Below are 21591 nucleotides of genomic sequence, written 5' to 3' on the forward strand. Positions count from 1 at the left end.
GACTGGAAGCCTTGAGATGAAATCGAACGTAGCCAGAGCGCTCGCCGTTGCCGCCGCCATGACGCTTGCGGCCTGTGCCGTGCAGCCCGGGACGCACGCGGACTTGCCGCAGACGGTGAAGACCGTCGCGCCCGACGCGTGGAGCGTCGACGCGCCGAACGACACGGTGGACGCCGACCAGTGGTGGTCGCAGTTCGGCGACCCGACGATGCACAAACTCGTCGACCTCGTGCTCAACGACAACCTCGACGTCAAGGCGGCCGTCGAACGCGTGAAGCAGGCCGGGGAGGTGACGAAGCAGCAGCGCGCCGCGTTGTCGCCGCAACTCGATGCAGGCGCGACGGCTGCGTATGAGCGGCAAAATACGCCGCCGCCGCTCGGCTATGTGAAGCAGGCGGGGGCAGGTCTGACGGCCTCGTGGCAGCCCGATGTGTTCGGCGGCGAACGTCTCGCCGTGCTCGCCGCGCAGGCACAGGCGACGGGCCGTCAATGGGCGCTGAACGAATTGCGGCTCGCGCTCGCCGCGAATACAGCCGCTGCATATATCGATTTGCGCTGGGCGCAGACGCAACGGCAGATCATCAACGAGAACGAGGACATTCGCAGCCGCGCGCTGAAGCTTACGCAGCAGCGCCTGAAATACGGGCTCTCGACGCAGCTCGATGTCGCGCGTGCGCAAAACCAGCTGCAGGACTTGCAGGCGCAGATTCCGAAGATCAACTCGACCATCCAGCACGACATGAGCCTGATCGCAGTGTACTCGGGACGTACGCCGGAAAGCGTCGACAGCCTGCTGCTCAGCGACGCGCAGCCGATTCCCGTACCGTCGCAAAGCGTGCCCCTGACGCTGCCTTCCGAAGCGCTGCTGCGCCGCCCCGATGTGCGCACCGCCTACGCGACTGTCGAACAGCGCGCCGCCGAAGTGGGCGTCGCGCGAGCGGACCGCTATCCGAAGTTCAGCCTGCGCCTGAGCGACGGCATTCTCGCGTCGTCGTATCTCGGCATGCCGACATTGACGGACAACCTGTTCAGCGCAGCATTGAACGCTACCGCGCCGATCTTCAATGCAGGCCGCATCACCGCGCATATCGAGGAGAACGAGAGCCGCATGCGCGAATCGCAATTGAACCTGCAGCAGACGATGCTGAATGCGCTGAAGGATATCGAGGACACGCGCAGCGATCTCGTCAACGGCGACGCACAGGTCGCGAAGCTTGCTGGTGCGCTCGATGCATCGGGGCATGCGTTGCGTCTGTCGACGGAGCTGTACAAGGGCGGCGCGTCGAGCTTCCTCGATGTGCTCGATGCGCAGGAAGCGTATCTGCGCGATTCGGAATCGTTGAATCAGGCGAAGCGTGAGCATGCGCAAGCTGCTGTTGCGTTGTATCGCTCGCTCGGCGGCGGCTGGGATGCGCCCGCCGCCAGTGACGCAGCGAAGGCCAGGCCGACGACCGATGTCGCCGCGAACTGAGAGCACTGAAGACCACTGAAGCTGAGACAGGCGCCTTGCACGTGCGAGGCGTGACACGTGATCCTTAAACCAGAGGAAAAGTGATGAAAGCACGCGATATCGTGATTGCCCACCCCGTCCGTACGCCGATCGGCGCTTTCGGCGGGGCGTTGAAAGAGGTGCCCGCCGTGCAGCTCGGCGCGGCGGCGGTGCGCGAAACGCTGCGGCGCAGTGGGCTCGACGCCAGGACATTGGCGTCGGTGGTGATGGGCAATGTCGTGCAGGCGGGCAACAAGATGAACCCGGCGCGGCAGGCGTCGGTGGGCGGCGGCGTGCCCGTGTCCGTGCCTGCGCTGACGGTGAACCGCGTGTGCGGATCGGGCGCGCAGGCAATCGTGTCGGCCGCGCAGGAGATCGCGCTCGGGCTCGGTGACGTGGCCGTCGCGGGCGGGATGGAGAACATGGACCGTGCGCCGTATCTGCTCGAAAGCGGCCGTTGGGGCAGCCGCATGGGCAATGCGCAACTGCATGACAGCATGCTGCGCGACGGCCTCGTCGATGCATTCTCGAACGAGCACTCCGGCTGGCACACGGAAGACCTCGTGAGCAAGGCCGAAGTGACGCGTGCCGCTCAGGACGAATGGGCCGCTCGCTCGCAGCAGCGCTTTGCCGCCGCGCAGGAACGCGGTGCATTCGACGCGGAACTGGTTGCCGTCGAGATCGCCGGCCGCAAGGGCACTGTGCAGTTTTCGCGCGACGAGCAGCCGCGTCCCGACACGACAATCGAAACGCTCGCGAAGCTGCGGCCCGCATTCCGTCCGGACGGCACGATCACGGCAGGCAATGCGCCCGGCCTGAACAGCGGCGCTGCGGCGATGATCGTCGCGGGACGCGATTATGCAGAGGCGCGCGGTATCGAAGCAACCGCGCGTCTCGCGGCGTTCGGCATTGCCGCCGTGGAGCCGGGTATGTTCGGTCTGGGCCCTGTGCCTGCCGTGCAGATTGCGCTTGAGCGCGCGGGCTGGAAACTCGCCGATGTCGAACGCGTCGAGATCAACGAGGCCTTCGCCGCCGTGCCGCTCGCTGTTGCGCAGAAGCTCGGGCTGGCGCAGGACATCATCAACGTCGAAGGCGGCGCAATCGCGCATGGACATCCCATCGGCGCGACGGGTGCGATTCTCACGACGCGCCTGATCCATTCGATGCGTCGCGATGGTTTGAAGCGCGGCATGGTGACGTTGTGCATCGGCGGCGGCCAGGGTATCGCGCTGGCGCTCGAGATCCTCTGACGCGCCATTTTCCGCACCGACGCTGCCGGCTGCGCGCCGCGTCGATTTCCGACATACTGCGGCGCACGGGCGTAGCGTGCGCCATGCAAACAGACCAAAGGAGCAGCAATGCGAATTCTCGTAGTGGGCGCGGGTGCGACGGGTGGGTATTTCGGCGGGCGCCTTGCGCAAGCGGGCCGCGACGTCACGTTTCTGGTGCGCGAAAAGCGCGCTGAAGAACTGCAGCGCTCGGGTCTGGTCATCAGGAGTCCGCGCGGCGATCTGACGTTGCACGACGTGAAGACGGTGCTCGCGTCGCAGATCGCGCAGCCTTACGATCTCGTGTTGCTGAGCTGCAAGGCGTACAACCTCGACGACGCGATCGAATCGTTCGCACCCGCTGTCGGCGACACGACGATGATCTTGCCTGTGCTCAACGGCATGCGTCATATCGACGTGCTCACGCAGCGCTTCGGCGAATCGAAGGTGCTGGGCGGGCAGTGCGTGATTGCCGCGACGCTCAGCCGCGACCGAGACATCGTGCATCTGAACGACATGCATTCGATCGGCTTCGGCGAATTGCGCGGCGGCATCAGCGAGCGCGTACGCAACGTGGCGACGGCATTCGACGGCGCGGGTTTCGATTCGGCCGCATCGGACGACATACTGCAGCAGATGTGGGAGAAGTGGGTGTTCCTCGCGACGCTTGCAGCCAGCACGTCGCTGCACCGGGCCCCTATCGGCGACATTCTGAAAGCGCCGGACGGGCGTCGCGTGATCGAAGGCATTCTCGGCGAATGTAAGGCCGTTGCGGCGGCGAACGGCTATCCGATCAGCGAAGCATCCAATGCGCGCGCGCAAACCATCCTGTTTGCAGAAGGTTCGCCGCTGACGGCTTCGATGGTGCGCGATATCGAAGCGCAATCGCGGATCGAGGCGGATCATATCGTCGGCGACCTGATTGCACGCGGCGGCGATGCGCAGAAGGACGGCGCACTGACGTCGCTGCGTATCGCATACAGCCATCTGAAAGCCTACGAGGTGCGGCTGGCGCGGCAGCTTGCGTAATCGTGCGGGCGAGTCGGAATGCGAAAAAGCTGAAGTAGAATCGTCGGCACGGACTCACGCGAGGTGAACCATGCCCATGCCCCAAGGATCGGTGCCGGCGCTCTGCGCCGCATCCGCGACGATGTTCTCGCTCGGCATCATCTTTCTCGGCTACTGGGGCTTGCAGGAAGGCGGTGACTGGACGCTTGCCGACAAGTTCGTCGCGGGCTTCGCGATCATCGGGTTTGCGTTTCTCGGGATCGTGCCGTGGGTGGCGACGAGTCCCGTTGCCGTCGACGAGAACGATTCGAAGGTACGTCTCGCGCGATGGATGTTTTTGAGCGGCGTGATTTCGGTGTGGCTGGCGATCGTCGTATCAGTGATTTTTTGAGCACCGTCGAACAGCGGGCAGCGCCTGCGAACGTCTGTTCGTTGGCAGGCGCGGAATCCGCAACGCCCGCTTAGAACACCTTCACCGGCACATTCACGACCAGACGGTACTCCATGTTGTCCGGGTCCGAGTAGTGCGCCGTCGACTTGTGATACATCGCGATGAACGTGATCTTCGTATCCTTGAAGCGGCCGCTTTGCAGCGTATAGCTCGGAATAAAGCCGATTTCGTGGTGCGTGCCGTGGACATACTCGCCGTTTCGCGTGTACGGTCCGATTGCACCCGACGCTGCGCCCGCCGAAGCGTCCGCACCCCAGCCCGTCACGCCCCACAGCATCGCCTTGAAGCCGGGCAGACCGGCATACTTGCCGTCGAACGTATAACGCAGCTGGAACGACTTTTCGTGCGGCGCGTTGTAGTCGACGTCCATCGAGTTCACGAGATAGATGCCGTTGGTCTCGTTCACATAATCGAAGAACTGGTCGCCGAGAATCTGCTGATAACCGAGCAGCACCTGATGCGGACCATGTTGCGCCGACAGCGACAGGCTATACGCATTGTTGTTGATATGCCCTTGCAGCGCGGAACCCGTCTGGTGCGTCGAGTAGATGTTCGCGAGGCCGGCCCACTTGACGGTGTTCACATCGCCAATCGAATGAGAGACTGCGGCGTAGAACTGGTTCCACACGTCTTCAGCCTGATCGGCGTACAGCGTGACGGTGCCGTTGGGCGAATAGTCCCAGTTGCCGCCGAAGTAGGACAAGCGCTTGATCGTCACGCCGCCGTAAGACGACGTCAGGTCGGTCAGGTACGTGTGGCCGCGCGCGTTGACTTTTGAAAAGCTGCCTGCTTCAAGCGTGACGTTGTGGATGTCGTTGCTGACGGCCGACACGCCGAGGAAGGTCGGCGGCAACGAGCGGTTGTCGTGCGGTTCCATGAACGGGTTGTTATCGACCGTCTGCAAACCGTATTTGACGACTGTTTCGGAGATGCGCGCCTTGATGTCGTACATGCCCGGATACGCCCACGCGAGCTGATCGGAGCCGCCGCCGCCTTTCGCGACGTGCACCATGTTGCCCGCGCCGTTGCCGCCGTCCAGCTTGAGCGCGGCGAACAGCGACGCATCGAAGCCGAGACCGACGAGCCCTTGCGTATAGCCCGATTCGAAATTTGCCTGCATGCCCTGCACCCACGCATGACGATGCGGCCCGCCTTCGTTATCGAACACATCGGCGTAATTGCGGAACAGCAGGTTCAGATGGCTGTCGGCGATCAGACCTTTGCTCTTCGCCTGGCTCGACAACTGCTCGGGCGGGGTCACGGCCTGTTCGGCTTCTGCATTCACAAGCGCGTTGTTGGTTTCAGGCTGCACTTCCGTGGTGTTCGGCGTGTGTTTAAGCTTCGGCTTGGCTGGCGAGACGGGTGTCGCAGGCGATGCGGGTGCTGCCTGTGCCACCGCCGCGCTCGCGGCTGCGGCGGGTGCGGCTGTGTCGTCCGCGAACGCGGGGGTTGCAATCGTCAGCGCGGGCAGGCTCACGGCCAGTAACGCGAATTTCGATGCTCCTGATGTTGATCGTTGGGTTGTCATTGCTATTCCGTTCTTCTAGTTGATGAAACAGTGGCACGGCGGTCGGCCGTGTCACGCTTTCTCGCCCGTTCCCGCTGTCGCGCGAACGAACGCCTCCCTCGGCGCAGCGGCTAGCTGCGTCGTGGAAAATGGGGCGTATGAAGCTAAGCGGCTGTCAGGTCATGACGGCGCGTATGCAGGCGACCTGCGTGTGACGCGGGCTCATCGCCGTTGCGACGGGACGCTCGTTCGCACAGGCGTCGATGGCATCCGGGCAGCGCGTGCGAAACGCGCAGCCCGAAGGCGGCTTCAGCGGCGACGGAATCTCGCCGCGCAACAACACGTGTTGGCGCGCACGCTCCGCGAGGGGATCGGGCAGCGGCACGGCGGAGAGCAGGGCTCGCGTGTACGGATGCTGCGGCTGCCGATACACGTCGTGCTTGTCGCCGAACTCCATCACGCGGCCCAGGTACATCACCAGCACGCGCTGGCTGATCGCTTTGACGACGGCAAGATCGTGCGCGACGAACAGCAGCGACAGCGACAGCTCGCGTTGCAGATCGCGCAGCAGATTGACGATCTGCGCCTGGATCGACACGTCGAGCGCCGACACGGGTTCGTCGCAGATCACGAGTTGCGGCTCGCCGATCAGCGCACGCGCGATGCCCACGCGCTGACACTGGCCGCCTGAAAACTCATGCGGATAACGCCGCAAGTGATGATTCGACAAGCCGACGCGTTCGAGCATTGTCCGCACTCGCGCACGCGTTTCTTCGCGGCCGAGTTGCGGCTGATGCGTCTTCAGCGGCTCCGCGACGATCTGCTCGATGGTCATGCGCGGATCGAGCGACGCGAGCGGGTCCTGGAAAATCATCTGCACCTCGCGGCGAATCTGCGTGGTCTCGCGCTTCGCCACGCCCGGCGCCGTCTCTCTCCCTTTCCACTGCACGCTGCCGGACGTCACGGGCGCAAGGCCGATAATCGCGCGTGCCAGCGTCGACTTGCCGCAACCCGATTCGCCGACGAGGCCGACCGTTTCACCTCGGCGCACATCGAACGACACGCCGTCGACGGCGCGCAGCGTCGCCTTCTTCGACCACGGGTAGCCACCCTGCGCGACGTGGAAATGCACGCTGAGGCTGTCGACCTTCAATAACGTTTCCTGAGCGCTCATAGCACCTCCGCGATAGCTTGCACGGGACGATGGCACGCGCGCAGCGCATTCCGTTCGCCTTCGACAGGTTCGAGGGACGGACGCGTCGCACGGCACGCGTCTTCCGCGAACATGCAGCGCGGCGCAAACGCACAGCCTTGCGATGCGACACCCGGCAGCGGCGGATTGCCCGGGATGGTCTGCAGCGGCTGGTCGTCTTCATCCGTCAGCCGCGGCAGTGCGTTCAGCAGGCCGATGGTGTACGGATGCGTCGGCGCAGCGAATAGCTGCCGTGCCGGCGCCTGCTCGACGGTTTGCCCTGCGTACATCACCATCACGTCGTCGCACAGGCCGGCCACCACGCCCATGTCGTGCGTGATGAGGATGATCGCGGTGCCGCGCTCGCGATTCAGCTCGCGCAGCAGTTCGATGATCTGCGCCTGAACGGTGACGTCGAGTGCTGTCGTCGGCTCGTCGGCGATCAGGATTTCGGGCTCGGACAGCAGCGTCATCGCGATCATCACGCGTTGCCGCATGCCGCCCGAGAACTCATGCGGATACATGCCGATGCGTCGCGCGGCGTCCGGAATGCGCACGCGTTCGAGCGCTTCGATCGCACGCTGTTTCGCTTCGCGGCGCGACAGCTTGCGATGCAATTGCAGCGTTTCCGTCATCTGCCGCTCGATGGTGAGGAACGGATTGAGCGACGTCATCGGATCCTGAAAGATCATGCCGATGCGGTCGCCGCGAACGCGGTTGAGCGCAGCGTCGCTCATTGCCAGCAGGTTCGCGCCGTTGTAGCGCGCTTCGCCGCTCACCGCGCCGTTTTTCGCGAGCAGGCCGAGCAGCGCCATCACGGTCTGGCTCTTGCCCGAGCCCGATTCGCCGACGATGCCGAGCGTCTTGCCTTTTTCCAGCGAGAACGACACGCGCTGCACGGCGTCGACGGGCGCGCCGTCGCGGCGCGAAAAGCGCACGCTGAGATCCTTGACTTCGAGTAGTGCCATGTCAGCGGTCCTTCGGATCGAGTGCATCGCGCAGCCCGTCGCCGACGAAGCTCACGCTGTAGAGCGTCGCGCACAGCATGAGGGCAGGGCACAGCAGCAGCCACGGCGTCGATTCCAGCTTCTGCGCGCCGTCCTGGATCAGCACGCCCCAGCTCGTCATCGGTTCCTGCACGCCGAGGCCGAGAAAGGACAGCACCGATTCCGTCAGCACGATGCCCGGCACCGTGACCGTCGCATACACGACCACCACGCCGATCAGGTTCGGCACGATGTGACGCGCGATGATCGAGCGCGAGCCGACGCCGATCGCCTTCGCGGCGTCGATAAATTCCCGCGAGCGCAGCGACAGCGTCTGGCCGCGCACGACGCGCGCCATATCGAGCCACGAGAACGCGCTGATCGTCAGCACGACGAGATAGAACGCGCGGCCGAACAGGGTCATCATCAGGATCGCGATCAACATGTAGGGGATCGCGTACATCATGTCGACGATGCGCATCATCACGGCATCGACGCGTCCGCCGAGATAGCCGGCCGTTGCGCCCCACGCGACACCGATCACGCCAGACACGAGCGTGCCGAGCAGACCGACCTCAAGCGACACGCGCCCGCCGACCAGCGTGCGCACGAGCAGATCGCGGCCGAGTTCGTCGGTGCCGAACCAGTGCATGTTGGCGAGCGTGGGTGCGAGGCTGATCGCGGACCAGTCGCTGTCGATGGCATTGTTCGGCGACAGCAGCGGCCCGACGAAGCACGCGAGCACGATGAGGACCAGCAACAGCAGCGCGGCGAACGCGGCCCGATTGCGCGTGAAGCGGCGCGCGGCCGTCGCGAGCGGACTGCGCGAAGGCGGCGCGTCCATGACGGACAGGTGGATAAGTGGCGTTCCCATCGTTCTTAATAGCGGATGCGCGGATCGAGCCATGCATACGCAAGGTCGACGAGCAGGTTGAACAGAACAGCGACGGCCGTCGTCAGCACGACGAGGCCAAGCACGAGCGTGTAGTCGCGATTGATCGCACCGTTGACGACGAGCTGCCCGAGGCCGGGTAGCGCAAACACCGATTCGGTGACGACGGCGGCCGTGATCGATGAGATGCACACCGAGCCGAGCAGCGACACGACGGGCATCAGCGCGGGCTTCATCGCGTGGCGCAGGACGATGGTGCGCGCAGGCAGGCCCTTCGCCCGCGCAGTGCGAATGAAGTTGCCCGACAGCACTTCGATCATGCTGCCGCGCATCACGCGTGCGATCAGCGCGACGTTGATGATCGTCAACAGCGCGATGGGCAGCACCCGGTAGCGCCACTCGCCGTCGCCCCAACTGCCGGCTGGCAGCCAGCCGTGGCCGTCCGGGCTCTTCAGCAGAATGGCGAACACCCACACGAGCAACGGCCCGAGCACGAACGGCGGCACCACGTTGCCGATATTGCCGAGCACCATCACGGTATGATCGATCACGCTGTCGCGGCGCACGGCCGCAATCGTGCCGAGCGCGACGCCGATCACGACGGCGATCGGCACCGACACGCCGCCGACGCCGAGGCTCACGGGCAGCGCCTTGAGTACGAGATCCGTGACGGACCAGTCGGTATAGCGGAACGACAGGCCCAGATCGCCGTGCAGCAGTCCCCACAGATAGTGCAGATACTGTTTCCACAGCGGCTCGTCGAGGTGATAGCGCGCGTTCAGGTTCGCGAGCGTAGCCGCCGACAACTGCTTCTCCGTGTCGAAGGGACCGCCCGGCGTGAGATGCAGCAGCAGATAGCATGCGGTGATCACGGCGAGTATCGTCGGGATCGCCCACAGCGTGCGGCGCAACGTGTATGCAAGCATGGGTGCGTTTCCTGCCGTTTAGTGCTTGAGCACGTACATATCTTGCGACGAGCGCATGTCGAGGTAGTTCGTCGACGCATAACCGCCGATATACGGTTTCACGAGACGCGCCGCCGAATACTGGAACAGCGGGATCAGCGGATAGTCGTTCATCGCGAGTTCATGTGCCTGCGTCAGCAACGCGGTGCGTTGCTTGTCGTCGGTCTGCTGGTTCGCCTGGTCGATCAGCGCGTCGACCTTCGGGTTGCAGTAGTGCTGGTCGTTCTGCACGCTGCCGCAGCGGATCAGGTCGAAGTACGACATCGCGTCGTTGTAGTCGACGAACCAGCCGTCGCGCGATGCCTGCACCTTGCCGTCATGACGCTGCTTGAGCAGCACCTTGTATTCGACATTCTCGAGCTTCGCGTTGACGCCGAGCTTCGTGCGCCATTCGGATGTGACGAAGAGGGCAACCTTCTTGTGCAGATCGTTCGTGTTGTACGTGAAGGTGAACGTGAGCGGCTTCGCATCGGAATAGCCCGCTTCCTTCAGCAGATTGCGAGCAGTGTCGACGCGCTTGGCCATCGGCCACGATGCCCACTCCGGCTTGAAGACGGCGGCGCCTTCCGTGCCCTTCGAAATCAGGCCGTACATGGGCAGTTCGCCGCTCGACGTGAGCTTCGATGTGAGCAGATCGCGATCGATCACCATCGACAGCGCCTCGCGCACGCGCTTGTCCTTGAACACGGGCTCGTCGTTGTTCAGGCTGTAGTAGTACGTCGCGATCTGCAAACCCTTCTGCAGTTGCTGGCCGAACTGCTTGTCGACCTGATTGAAGATGCCAGAAGGAATCGTGTATGTGTAGTCGAACTGGCCCGCCTGATACATGCGCATGGCCGTTTCGTCGCTTTCGATAGGCAGATACGTGACCTTCGAAATGGCCACCTTCGGCGCGTTCCAGTAGTTGTTGCTCTTCGTGACGACGAGGCGGTTGTTCGGCTGCCAGTCGGTGAGCGAGAACGCGCCGTTGCCGACGAAGTTCGCCGGACGCGTCCAGTCGTTGCCGAACTTCGTTACGACGGCCTTGTCGACGGGCGCCATCGTCGCCATCGCCGCGAGTTGCGGGAAGAACGCGGCAGGCACTTCCGTTTTTACTTCGAGTGTGTACGGATCGACGGCGCGTGCGCCGAGACTCGTGACGGGCGCTTTGCCCGCGATGATCGTCTTCGCATTCTTCACGAACTCCACGAGGATCGTGTACTTCGAACCCGTCTTCGGATCGACGACGCGCTGCCATGCGTAGACGAAGTCGGCGGCCGTGACGGGCTGGCCGTTGCTCCACCTGGCGTCGTGACGCAGCTTGAAAACCCACGTGTCGGGTGCCGTGCGCGTCCACGACTGCGCGACGCCCGGCACGATCGCGCCCGATGCGTCGATGCGCGTGAGGCCCTCGAACAGATCGAGGCCGATCGTGTTGCCCGTCCACGATTCGATGTGCGCGGGATCGAGCGATTCGGTTTCGGCGGGCACCTGGCGCGTCAGTTCCTGGCTCGGGGCAAGCGTCACGCCGGACGGAATTGTGACGGCCGATGCGTTTTGCTGAAGTGTAAGGACGAGCGCGGTCAGCGCCGCCGTAGAGACGAACGTTTTATTCATGGTTGGATTCGCAGAAAAAGTCGGGAGAGAAACGCGAGCGGCACGGACGCCGCTAACGGTTATCCGCGTGATGTGGACCGGGGCGGTCCCTGTTCGGTGTAAAGCATGCAGGATTCCTTACAATTATTATTACAGGCATCCTGCAGCTGATTTTTCTGCGCCCCCTGCGATGCGGAAGCGCTTCCAACCAGGATCGAATGCCTGCCTTCTAAAACAGCCTTGGCGTACCCACCCAGACGACGACCGTTTCCTTGCGGGCCGTGTTGGCCCAGCTATGCGGCACCGTCGATTCGTAATGCGCGCTATCTCCCGCACGCAGCACGAAGGTTTTTCCTTCCAGCGTCAACGACACTTGCCCTTCGATGACATAGATGAACTCTTCACCGGCATGTGTCGTGACTTCGGAACGCTTTTGCCCGGGTGGCATCCTCACAAGGATGGCTTCCAACTGACGGCCCCCCGACAGATTGGTCATCCGGGCAAACAGATTCGCCGAGTCTGCAAATCCAAAAAACTTCAGTTCGTTTGCTCGACACACCGTACGTTCTTCGCTCGGTGTGTCGACGAAGTACTGCACTTTCACACCCAACGCATTCGCAATTCCCGCCAGCGAAGTGATGGATGGCGACGCGAGACCGCGCTCGACCTGCGACAGGAACGGCTTCGAAATGCCTGCTGCCGTTGCTGTTTCATCGAGCGTGCGCTTCAGCCTTTGCCTCAGCGCGCGGATCTTGCTCCCCAGTGCAAGTGCCGTGTCCTTCTCAAGTGTCGTGACCATAACAAAACCAAATTAGTCCGTCAAAATTAGTTTGATATAAGCAAATGTTGTTTGATGACGTGCCTCTCATCCCGTGCGAGGCTTGCGTGGATTGACAACTCTCCGAAGCTGCTCGTCCGGTTTCGATCTTTTCGAGACAACACTCTATGTTGCCAGATCGCGAAGGCCACCCACCGGATTTGCTTCGGATCGTTCACCATGCACTAGGAAGCATTGCGAGTCGACGGCCGCATGTCAGTGAATTCCCGGAGCGACAAGTGGCGATTGGATACTCACAATCGCACCTCGCGCGGGTGGACCCGGCCGGGTCGATCTGCCCGGCACTACCGTTTGCAGCGATCCTGCGACGGTCCTTTGATCGGTACGTCCCGACCGGACTGCCACCGACGCATGAAGGTGAACAGCATGTCGCATTCTTTTGCAGTCTTTCCGCACGTATTCCGCATATTGAGCACGCGTATTCCGATGCAGCCACCAACGCGGGCCGCACGCGCGATGCTTTATCATTGAGCCTTCGTCACGCGGTTTCCGCGTCGACGGTCTCCCGCTGAAGTCCTGGTTGTTCCGTTTTCGACGTGGACCGTGCTGTCCGTCGTTCGTATCGCACTGAACCGTCGCCTCATGCCGCATTGTGCGGCGGGCATGGCAAGTCACCGACGATCTCCAGTTTTTCCAGCTTCGCCTCGGGGCATTGCGTCGGCTCGACGCGTGCGCGCGGCGGCTTTCGCATGAATACGAGGAATAGATGAAATCACCCATATCCCAGACCCGGTCGTTTTCGACCGTCTTTCTCATTGAGATGTGGGAACGCTTCGGCTATTACGGCATGGCGGCGCTGCTCGTGCTGTTCATGATCGACAAGCTGGGCTTCGACGACGGCCGCGCCAATCTGACGTGGGGCGCGTTCGCGGCGCTTGTATACGCGTCGCCGTCGATCGGCGGCTGGATCGGCGACAAGGTGCTCGGTGCGCGCCGCTCGATGATTTTCGGCGCGCTGGTGCTCGCGGCCGGCTATCTGATGCTCGCGATGCCGAATGACAGCCTGGACTTCATGTATGCGTCGCTGGGCGTGATCGTGGTCGGCAACGGGCTGTTCAAGTCGAACGCCGCGAACCTGGTGCGGCGCATTTACGAAGGCGACGATGCGCGCATCGACAGCGCATTCACCATTTATTACATGGCGGTCAATATCGGCTCGACGGTGTCGATGCTCGCGACGCCCTGGATCAAGGATCATTGGGGCTGGCATACCGCGTTCGCCGTCTGCTGCTGCGGCATGCTGATCGGCGTGGTCAACTACTTCCTGATGTTGCGCACGCTGTCGCATGTCGGTTCTGCGCCCGACGCCGAAGCGGTGCGCTGGAAGCGCGTGCTGACCGTCGCGATCGGCGGGATTGCGCTCGGCACGGCGACGATGTTCGTGCTGCAGCACAAGGCGATTGCCGTCGCGTGCGTATATGCGGCGGGCGTCGCGATTCTCGCGATCTTCGCGTACATGCTGGTCAAGTGCGAGCGTTCGGAGCGTTCGGGCCTGCTCGCAGCGCTGATTCTCACGCTGCAGGTGATCCTGTTCTTCGTGTTCTATCAGCAGATGTCGACTTCGCTGACGCTGTTTGCGCTGCGCAACGTCGATCCGACGTTTTCGCTGGTCGGCACGCATCTGTTCACATGGAGCGCCGCGCAGTTCCAGGCGTTAAACCCGATCTGGATCATGCTGCTGAGCCCGCTGCTCGCGATGCTGTATACGAAGCTCGCGAAGGACGGCAGGGACGTGCCTGTCGCGGCGAAATACGCGTTCGGTTTTGCGGTGGTGGCAGCGGGTTTCTTTGTCTACGCGTGGAGCGGCAGCTTTGCGGTGAACGGCCGGGTGTCGTCGTGGTGGATGGTCGGCGGTTATGGTTTGTACTCGCTCGGCGAACTGCTGGTGAGCGGCCTCGGTCTCGCGATGATTGCGCGCTATGTGCCAGCGCGTATGAGCGGTTTCATGATGGGCGCTTATTTTGTTGCGACAGGTGTGTCGCAGTATCTGGGCAGCGTTGTTGCCAATCTGGCGAAGATCCCTGCCGGGGATCTTGATCCCTCGACTTCCTTGCCGCTGTATACGAAGCTCTTTGCAGAGCTGGGATGGCTGGCGGCTGTCGGTGCTGTCGTGGCTATTTTGCTGCTGCCGCTGATGGGAAGGTTGTCGCGGGCGCATCAGCGGTGTGCCTTGCAAGGTGTGGATGCTGCTGCTTCTGCTTCCGCTTCTACTTCCGCTTCCGCGCAGTAAAGGGTGGTTTGCTGCGCGCGGAGTGGGACGGACCTTAACTTGCCGCGGCGCAAAGAAATGCAGCCGCATCACGCGCACCTTGGCAAAGCTCAAAAACCACCCGCGTCGCAGACAGAAACCGAAACCCAAAAAAACAATCCCCGCACACTAACGTGTGCGGGGATTGCGAGAAATTACCTCAAGACAGCAGCTCACGCCGCCATCAGGTGCTTAGGCCGCTGCTGCGTCCTTCAACTTCTTCAGCGCACGTGCCTTGATACGCACGCTTGCCGGCTTCGCCGGGAACCAGCGCTCCTGGCCCGTGAACGGGTCCTTGCCGAAGCGCTTCTTCTTCGCCGGAACAGCTTGAACAACGATCTTCAGAAGACCCGACAGCGTGAACTCGCCTGCGCCCTTCTTGTGAACCGAACCGAGGATCGTGTCTTCGAGTGCAGCCAGAACTGCCTTCGCCGACTTCGGCTCGACGCCAGCGCGCTCCGCAACGTGTGCAGCCAGCGAGGCCTTCGTGAAGGTGTCCTTGATCGGCGAGGCAACGCCGGACGCCTTCACGGCGACCTTCTTAGCCGTGACTTTCTTTGCGGGAGCAGCAGCTTTCTTTGCAGCAACCTTCTTGGTCGGTACCGTAGCAGCCTTCTTGGCTACCTTTTTTGCGGAAGTCGCCATATTTCTCCTACCTCTAAGGGTCATTGATTGCGAGAAGCGAACGCGATATGCACACGCTTCAACGCCGGATTCTACAAGCGCTTTCGCGTTCTGCGCGAATCTTTTGTGTATAACGATTACTGTTTGTTGCGCGGCGCCGACTACCTCGTGCATTTCGAGCCTGTTTTTAAGGGGTAAACACGATCCGCAGGCGATTTCGGCACACCTGTCCAGAGCGAAATCGCTGATCGGATCGAGCGGTGTCGATCTCGATGTCGACCAGGATATGACCTGGGCGAGCGTCCGAAAAGCCCTGCATCAAGGCATCTGACTGCCAGCGAGCGCGTGCTCAAGTCCTTGATTCGATACGCGGCAGCAGCTTCGCGAGCTTCGTCAGTGCAGCATCGATCTGCTCGGCCTCGATGCCGCCATAACCGAACAAGAGCCCCGGCTGCGGGTTTGCACGCACGTAGAAAGGTGCGAGCCCATGCAATGCGATCGATTCCGCGCGTGCGGCTTCGATGACGTCCGCTTCCATGAGGGGCGCCCTGAGGCGAGCGGCCATATGGATGCCCGCCGTCGGCACGATCGGTTCGAACCAGCGTGCGAGATCGCCCTGCAGGTGCTCGAGCAGACATGCGCGGCGCGCGGCGTAGAGCTTGTGCATCCGCTTCAGGTGCTTGGCGAATTCGCCGTTCAGCATGAAACGGGACAGCGCCGTCTGCGTCAGCGTGCAGCCGTGCCAGTCGCCGATCTGTCTCGCCTTGCGCAGCGTGTCGAACAGCGACGCAGGCGGCACCATGTAGCCAACGCGAAGTTCCGGAAAGATAGTCTTCGAGAACGTTCCCACGTATGCGACCAGATCCGCGCGGTCCAGGCTTTTGAGCGGCTCCATCGGCCGTCCTTCGAAGCGGTATTCGCAGTCGTAGTCATCTTCGATGATGACGGCACCGCTCACCTGAGCCCATTCGAGCAGCTCGACGCGTCGCGCGAGGCTCATCGGCATGCCGAGCGGAAACTGGTGGGACGGCGTTACATAGACGAGTCGGGCTCGCCTGGGCAGCTTGCTCACGATCAAACCTTCGTCATCGACCGGCACGGCTGCGATCTTCGCGCCCACAGCCGTCAGACATGCACGCGCAGGCGGATAGCCCGGATCCTCGATGACGGCGATATCGCCGGGACGCAGCGTCACGCGTGCGATCAGATCGAGCGCATGCTGCGCGCCCTGCGTCACGATGACATCTTCCCAGTTGCTCGCAATGGCGCGATTGAACGCGAGATAACGCGAGATCGCGAGCCGCAGTTCCTGTTCGCCGGCGGCATCTCGATACGTGCCGCGGCCGCGCGACTGAATGCGAAGTGCGTGATTCACGCAGCGGCGCCAGATATCGAAGGGGAATTTTGTCTTCTCGGTGACGCCGCCGATGAAGTCGAACGGCGTCGCGTGCACAGGCTGCCGCCCGAGCACGTCGGGGACGGTCTGCCAGATGGGCTGCGCGCGCCTGGCGGACGGGGGGGCCGCGTGTGCGTCGCGGGGCGTGCGAGCGTGCGCCCCGCGCTCTGCGGGCAATCGCTGCAATTCTTCCGCGACGAAGGTGCCGGAACCTGCCCGCGCACGCAGGAAACCTTCGGCGAGCAGACGTTCGAAGACATCGAGAGTGGTTTTGCGGGACACGCCGAGCTGGACCGCGAGATCGCGAGTGGATGGCAGCTGCGTGCCGCCTGCCAGCCGCCCTTCGATGATGCCTGCACGCAGTTGCCTGTAGATTTGTCCCGCCAGGTCATGGCGGCCTTCTACGGCGATGTGGATTTCCATGAGGTCGTTGTGTCTGGCTTGGCCGTGCGGGTTTCGATGTCGGGTAGCTTAACTTGGTGCGCGCTGGCAAACCAACAGCCCAACGCGCACCCCAGCGAAAACTCAAAGCAGACCATCCGAACCCGCTGCGCCCAGCCGCCCGCCCGGCATGCACCGTGTGCGCCAAAACACGCACTGCGCTGGCGCACGCCACGCGAGAAAGCTACGATGACATCGTTAAACGGGCGCCATCTCAGTGCGCATAGAAGCGCCTGGCCTGCCCGCCAGCACAGAAACAAAAATGGCATAACGCTTGCTTGAACGTGATCGAAAAACCGAATGCGCAGCGCATTCGCCTTCTATCCGACAAAAAGAGTGGGGCGTGACATGCGATGCTATGACGAGATGCGTCATTTCGATGACGCCGTGCGGCCGCATTATCAGCGGTTCGAACGCTGGCTCGTGCAGCAGGGCACGGAAGCAATCGCGAGAAAGCGAGCCGAAGCCGATCTTCTGTTTCGCCGCGTCGGCATCACGTTCGCCGTCAACGGCGATCTGTCCGGGACGGAGCGGCTCATTCCGTTCGATCTGATTCCGCGCATCATCCCGCGCGGCGAATGGCAGACGCTCGAAGCCGGCCTCCGGCAGCGCGTCCAGGCACTCAACCTGTTCATCCACGACGTCTATCACGAACGCAATATCGTGCGCGCGGGTATTGTGCCCGCCGATCAGGTTTATACCAATGCGCAATACCGCCCCGAAATGCAAGGCGTCGACGTGCCGCTCGGCGTGTATGCGCATATTGCCGGCGTCGACGTCGTGCGCGCTGGCGAGAACGGCGAGTTCTACGTGCTGGAAGACAATTTGCGCGTGCCGTCGGGCGTTTCGTACATGCTGGAAAACCGCAAAATGATGATGCGGCTTTTCCCTGAGCTGTTCGTGCAGAACCGTATCGCGCCTGTCGCGCATTACCCCGATCTGCTGCTCGATACGCTGCGCTCGGTGGCGCCCGAAGGCGTCGACGATCCCGTCGTTGTCGTGCTCACGCCGGGCATGTACAACTCCGCTTACTTCGAGCACACCTTCCTCGCGCAGCAGATGGGCGTCGAACTGGTGGAAGGCAAGGACCTGTTCGTCGACGACAACTACGTTTTCATGCGCACCACGCAAGGGCCGCGCCGCGTCGATGTGATCTATCGCCGCGTCGACGACGACTTTCTCGATCCGCTCGCGTTTCGTCCCGACTCGGCGCTCGGCGTGCCGGGTCTGCTGACCGCGTATCGCGCCGGACGCGTCGCGCTCGCGAACGCGATGGGCACGGGCATCGCCGACGACAAATCGATTTATCCGTATGTGCCCGACATGATCGAGTTCTATCTGGGCGAGAAGCCTATCCTGAACAACGTGCCGACCTATCAATGCCGCAAGCCCGACGATCTCGCGTACACGCTCGCGCATCTTCCCGAGCTGGTCGTCAAGGAGGTGCACGGCGCGGGCGGTTACGGAATGCTGGTGGGACCCGCGTCGACGTCGGCGGAGATCGAGGCGTTCCGTCAGCGGTTGATCGAGAAACCGGCAGGCTATATCGCGCAGCCGACGCTCGCGCTGTCCGCGTGCCCGACTTTCGTCGAAACTGGTATTGCGCCGCGTCATATCGATCTGCGTCCGTTCGTGCTGTCGGGCAAGACCGTCACGATGTGCGCGGGCGGCCTCACGCGTGTCGCGTTGCAGGAGGGCTCGCTGGTCGTGAACTCGTCGCAGGGCGGCGGCACGAAAGACACCTGGATGGTCGACTGACCGCGTTTCGACCTTTGTTTCAACGCCTGTGCATCGCGCGATGCCTGGGCACCAGACGGGCAACCCGGCGCTCGCGGTCACGTACCGCAGAAGCGCCCAATCAACACGGAAAGCCGACATGCTGAGCCGCACCGCCGATCATCTGTTCTGGATGGCCCGTTACATGGAGCGTGCCGAGAATACCGCACGTATGCTCGACATCAACCTGAAAGCACAACTGCTGCCGCAAACGCCCGAGCAGGAGGAACGCGCGCAGCGTTCGGTGCTGCGCATCTCCGAGCTCGAACACGCGTTCGCGCAGCGTTACGACGAACCCACACGCGAAAACGTGCTCGATTTCATGATCGCCGATCCCACGAATCCGTCGAGCATTCATTCATGTCTTCAGGCAGCGCGCGAAAACGCGCGTGCGGTGCGCGGCACATTGACGACGGAATGGTGGGAAACGATCAACGACACGTGGCTCGAATTCAACGAGCGCGCGGCGCATGGCCAGGTGACGAGCAATCCGGCCGCGCTGTTCGAATGGGTGAAGTTCCGCTCGCATCTGTCGCGCGGCGTGACGATCGGCACCGCGCTGCAGGACGACGCGTTCTTCTTCACGCAGCTCGGCACGTTTCTCGAACGTGCGGACAACACGGCGCGCATTCTCGACGTGCGTTTTGCCGACGCCGAGCCGAATTCGCGCGAGGCCGCCCGTCAGCTCGAAGACTTTTATTACTGGACGTCGATTCTCAGTTCGGTCTCGGCTCTGGAAATCTATCGCAAGGTGTATCGCGATGTCGTGACGCCCGCGCGCGTCGTCGAGCTGATGATCCTCAATTCGCAGATGCCGCGTTCGCTGCTGGCGTCGCTCGACGGCGTCTGCGAGAACCTTGCGATGCTGCGCACGCAAGGCTCGAATCAATGCGAGCGCTTCGCGGGCAAGCTGCGCGCCGAACTGCTTTACGCGGATATCCGGCAGATTTTCGAAGCGGGCCTGCACGCGTGGCTTACGCAGTTTCTCGCCCGCGTGTTTGAACTCGGCAACATGGTCGCGCGTACCTATTTGATGCTGCCTGTTGCCTGACGGAGTGCCTTCCATGTTTCTGACGATCCGCCACGACACGTTCTACCGCTACGAAGCGACGGTCCATTATTCGATCCAGCAGTTGCGCCTCACGCCGTCGAGCGGTGCTTCCCAGGTCGTGCGGCGCTGGACGCTCGATGCGCCGGGCAAGCTCGACTCGACCTTCGATGCCTATGGCAATGTGCTGCATACGCTGGTGCTCAACAAGCCGCACGATGAAATTCGCGTGCATGTGTCGGGTGAAATCGATACGTTTGCGCTGGTCGACGGCCGGCTCGGCGACGACGCGGGCGTGATTCCGCTCGAACACTACACCTGCGCGACGCGCCTGACGGATTGCGATCCTGCGATTCGCGAACTGGCCGCGTCGGTGCCGTTGCTCGACAAGCCGGCTGCGCTGATTGCGCTGGCGGAGAAGATCGTCGATCGCGTGCAGTTCGAAACGGGCGCGACGGCTGTGTCTAGCACGGCATCGCAGGCCCTCGCGCTCGGCAAGGGCGTCTGCCAGGATCACGCGCATCTGATGCTTGCCTGCTGCCGGGCTCGTGGCATTCCGGCGCGCTACGTGAGCGGCTATATTGAACCCGGCGACGTCGAGCATGCGGCGAGTCACGCGTGGGTCGACGTGTGGCTGACGGGCATCGGCTGGGTGTCCATCGACGTCACGCATGCTGCGTTCGCCAGCGAGATGTACTGCCGGCTTGCAGCGGCGCGTGACTACGAGGCGGCGTCGCCCGTGCGCGGCCGGCGCATTGGCGGCCTCGAAGAGACACTCGATGTGTCCGTGTCGGTTAAGGCGCAGGCGCAGACGCCGCAGTAGCGATCGCGCGAATCTGGGCTGCGGCGCCTGCGGCGGGCGCATTACAATGGCAACGTCCCGCGGCATGCCGCCGCCCCGCCTTTTTTCCGGCTCGCCCGTCCGTTCGCTTGCGGCAGCCGTCTGGATTTCTGTCATGACTTACTGTGTGGCGATGTGCGTCGATGAAGGGCTCGTATTCCTGTCGGATACGCGGACCAATGCCGGCGTCGATCACATCAGCACGGCGCGCAAGATGTCGGTGTTCGAAGTGCCCGGCGAGCGCATGCTGGTGCTGCTTGGCGCGGGCAACCTGTCGCTCACGCAGGCCGTGCTGCACGAGCTGTCCGAGCCCACCGGGCCGTCGCGTCCCACTCTCTGGACGGTATCGACGATGGCCGACGCGGCGCGCGTGGTCGGTCAGGCGGTGCGCGACGTGCACCAGCGCGAGGCGAACGCGCTGCAGGAATTCGGCGTCGACTTCAACTGCAGCTTTATCCTCGGCGGTCAGATTGGCGACGGCGACGAGGGTGTCGCACAGCCGCGACCGCGTCTGTTCATGGTCTACGCGGCGGGCAACCACATCGAATCGTCGCGTGTGAATCCGTACTTTCAGATCGGCGAGTCGAAGTATGGCAAGCCAATCATCGACCGCGTGCTGGTACCGTCCACGCCGCTCGACGAGGCCGCCAAGTGCGCGCTGATCTCGATGGATTCCACGTTGCGCTCGAACCTCTCGGTCGGGCTGCCGCTCGATCTGCTCGTCTATCAAAAGGACACGCTGAAGGTGACGCGCTTCGTGTCGATCGACCAGGACAATGCGTACTACCAGATGATCCATCGCACGTGGGGCGAACGGCTGCGCCAGGTGTTCAGCGAGATTCCCGAGCCGGACTGGCAGAGCACGGGCGACGTGCCGCAGAACGGGCACGTCGGCGAGATGGTGCTGTACCGGCCGCCGGGCGCGCTGCATATGGATGCCGACCGTGGCACGCCGGGCGCCGATGTGCGCGCGGCTCAGACCCTCGCCCAAGCGGATAAACCCAAGGCGCGCGGCTGAAACGCGTTGCGCGGCGCTGCGACGGTCA

At 62.9% G+C, this 21591-nt stretch carries 18 protein-coding genes; 9 read left to right on the forward strand and 9 right to left on the reverse strand.

Annotated elements, in window-relative coordinates; genetic code table 11:
• The first annotated feature begins 16 nt into the window (after positions 1-16).
• The 4 genes from BPHY_RS22615 (at position 17) to BPHY_RS22630 (ending at position 4156) form a co-directional block, all read left to right on the forward strand.
• Entirely contained in the window at positions 17-1471 is a 1455-nt protein-coding gene (locus BPHY_RS22615) for an efflux transporter outer membrane subunit (RefSeq protein ID WP_012403781.1), read from the forward strand.
• A gap of 83 nt (positions 1472-1554) precedes the next feature.
• A complete protein-coding gene (locus BPHY_RS22620) occupies positions 1555-2739 on the forward strand; it encodes a thiolase family protein (RefSeq protein WP_012403782.1) in 1185 nt (394 codons plus the stop codon).
• Between the two features lie 108 nt (positions 2740-2847).
• Positions 2848-3786, forward strand: coding sequence for a 2-dehydropantoate 2-reductase (panE, locus tag BPHY_RS22625; protein WP_012403783.1), 939 nt, complete (start codon positions 2848-2850; stop codon positions 3784-3786).
• A 70-nt stretch (positions 3787-3856) separates the two neighbouring features.
• Positions 3857-4156: a hypothetical protein gene (locus BPHY_RS22630; protein WP_041764555.1), complete on the forward strand. Its 300-nt coding sequence runs from the start codon at positions 3857-3859 to the stop codon at positions 4154-4156.
• A gap of 70 nt (positions 4157-4226) precedes the next feature.
• Here the strand turns inward: BPHY_RS22630 and BPHY_RS22635 are convergent, their stop codons facing one another.
• From BPHY_RS22635 to BPHY_RS22665, 7 genes are all read right to left on the reverse strand, one after another.
• The gene (locus BPHY_RS22635; RefSeq protein WP_012403785.1) at positions 4227-5744 is read right to left on the reverse strand and encodes an OprD family outer membrane porin; all 1518 of its coding nucleotides are present in this window, start codon (positions 5742-5744) and stop codon (positions 4227-4229) included.
• Positions 5745-5898: 154 nt separating this feature from the next.
• Positions 5899-6897: an ABC transporter ATP-binding protein gene (locus BPHY_RS22640; protein ID WP_012403786.1), complete on the reverse strand. Its 999-nt coding sequence runs from the start codon at positions 6895-6897 to the stop codon at positions 5899-5901.
• Positions 6894-7883 (reverse strand): ABC transporter ATP-binding protein, encoded by a 990-nt coding sequence (locus BPHY_RS22645; protein WP_012403787.1) that lies wholly within the window; start codon positions 7881-7883, stop codon positions 6894-6896. Before BPHY_RS22645 ends, BPHY_RS22640 begins: the two co-directional genes overlap by 4 nt.
• Before the next feature lies 1 nt (position 7884).
• Positions 7885-8775: an ABC transporter permease gene (locus BPHY_RS22650; RefSeq protein WP_012403788.1), complete on the reverse strand. Its 891-nt coding sequence runs from the start codon at positions 8773-8775 to the stop codon at positions 7885-7887.
• A 5-nt stretch (positions 8776-8780) separates the two neighbouring features.
• Positions 8781-9719, reverse strand: a complete 939-nt coding sequence (locus BPHY_RS22655) for an ABC transporter permease subunit (protein ID WP_012403789.1) — start codon at positions 9717-9719, stop codon at positions 8781-8783.
• Between the two features lie 18 nt (positions 9720-9737).
• Positions 9738-11354: a peptide ABC transporter substrate-binding protein gene (locus tag BPHY_RS22660; RefSeq protein ID WP_012403790.1), complete on the reverse strand. Its 1617-nt coding sequence runs from the start codon at positions 11352-11354 to the stop codon at positions 9738-9740.
• A gap of 208 nt (positions 11355-11562) precedes the next feature.
• Positions 11563-12132: a cupin domain-containing protein gene (locus BPHY_RS22665; protein ID WP_012403791.1), complete on the reverse strand. Its 570-nt coding sequence runs from the start codon at positions 12130-12132 to the stop codon at positions 11563-11565.
• Positions 12133-12877: 745 nt separating this feature from the next.
• Here BPHY_RS22665 and BPHY_RS22670 point away from each other — a divergent pair.
• Positions 12878-14401: a peptide MFS transporter gene (locus tag BPHY_RS22670; RefSeq protein ID WP_012403793.1), complete on the forward strand. Its 1524-nt coding sequence runs from the start codon at positions 12878-12880 to the stop codon at positions 14399-14401.
• A gap of 210 nt (positions 14402-14611) precedes the next feature.
• On the opposite strand, the gene BPHY_RS22675 is transcribed toward BPHY_RS22670, so the two are convergent.
• Together BPHY_RS22675 and pdxR are read right to left on the reverse strand one after the other, a co-directional pair.
• Positions 14612-15064 carry an HU family DNA-binding protein gene (locus tag BPHY_RS22675; protein WP_012403794.1) on the reverse strand — a complete coding sequence of 151 codons (453 nt, stop codon included), beginning with the start codon at positions 15062-15064 and terminating at the stop codon, positions 14612-14614.
• 328 nt (positions 15065-15392) lie between these two features.
• Positions 15393-16862: a MocR-like pyridoxine biosynthesis transcription factor PdxR gene (gene pdxR, locus BPHY_RS22680; RefSeq protein WP_012403795.1), complete on the reverse strand. Its 1470-nt coding sequence runs from the start codon at positions 16860-16862 to the stop codon at positions 15393-15395.
• 366 nt (positions 16863-17228) lie between these two features.
• On the opposite strand from pdxR, the gene BPHY_RS22685 reads away from it, so the two are divergent.
• The 4 genes from BPHY_RS22685 to BPHY_RS22700 all read left to right on the forward strand — a co-directional run bounded on the left by BPHY_RS22685 (position 17229) and on the right by BPHY_RS22700 (position 21563).
• Positions 17229-18638: a circularly permuted type 2 ATP-grasp protein gene (locus tag BPHY_RS22685; protein WP_012403796.1), complete on the forward strand. Its 1410-nt coding sequence runs from the start codon at positions 17229-17231 to the stop codon at positions 18636-18638.
• A 118-nt stretch (positions 18639-18756) separates the two neighbouring features.
• Positions 18757-19707 (forward strand): alpha-E domain-containing protein, encoded by a 951-nt coding sequence (locus BPHY_RS22690; protein WP_012403797.1) that lies wholly within the window; start codon positions 18757-18759, stop codon positions 19705-19707.
• Positions 19708-19720: 13 nt separating this feature from the next.
• A complete protein-coding gene (locus BPHY_RS22695; RefSeq protein WP_012403798.1) occupies positions 19721-20527 on the forward strand; it encodes a transglutaminase family protein in 807 nt (268 codons plus the stop codon).
• A gap of 133 nt (positions 20528-20660) precedes the next feature.
• Entirely contained in the window at positions 20661-21563 is a 903-nt protein-coding gene (locus tag BPHY_RS22700) for a proteasome-type protease (RefSeq protein ID WP_012403799.1), read from the forward strand.
• Positions 21564-21591 lie beyond the last annotated feature (28 nt).

The sequence above is a fragment of the Paraburkholderia phymatum STM815 genome (genome assembly GCF_000020045.1).
GTDB lineage: Bacteria > Pseudomonadota > Gammaproteobacteria > Burkholderiales > Burkholderiaceae > Paraburkholderia > Paraburkholderia phymatum.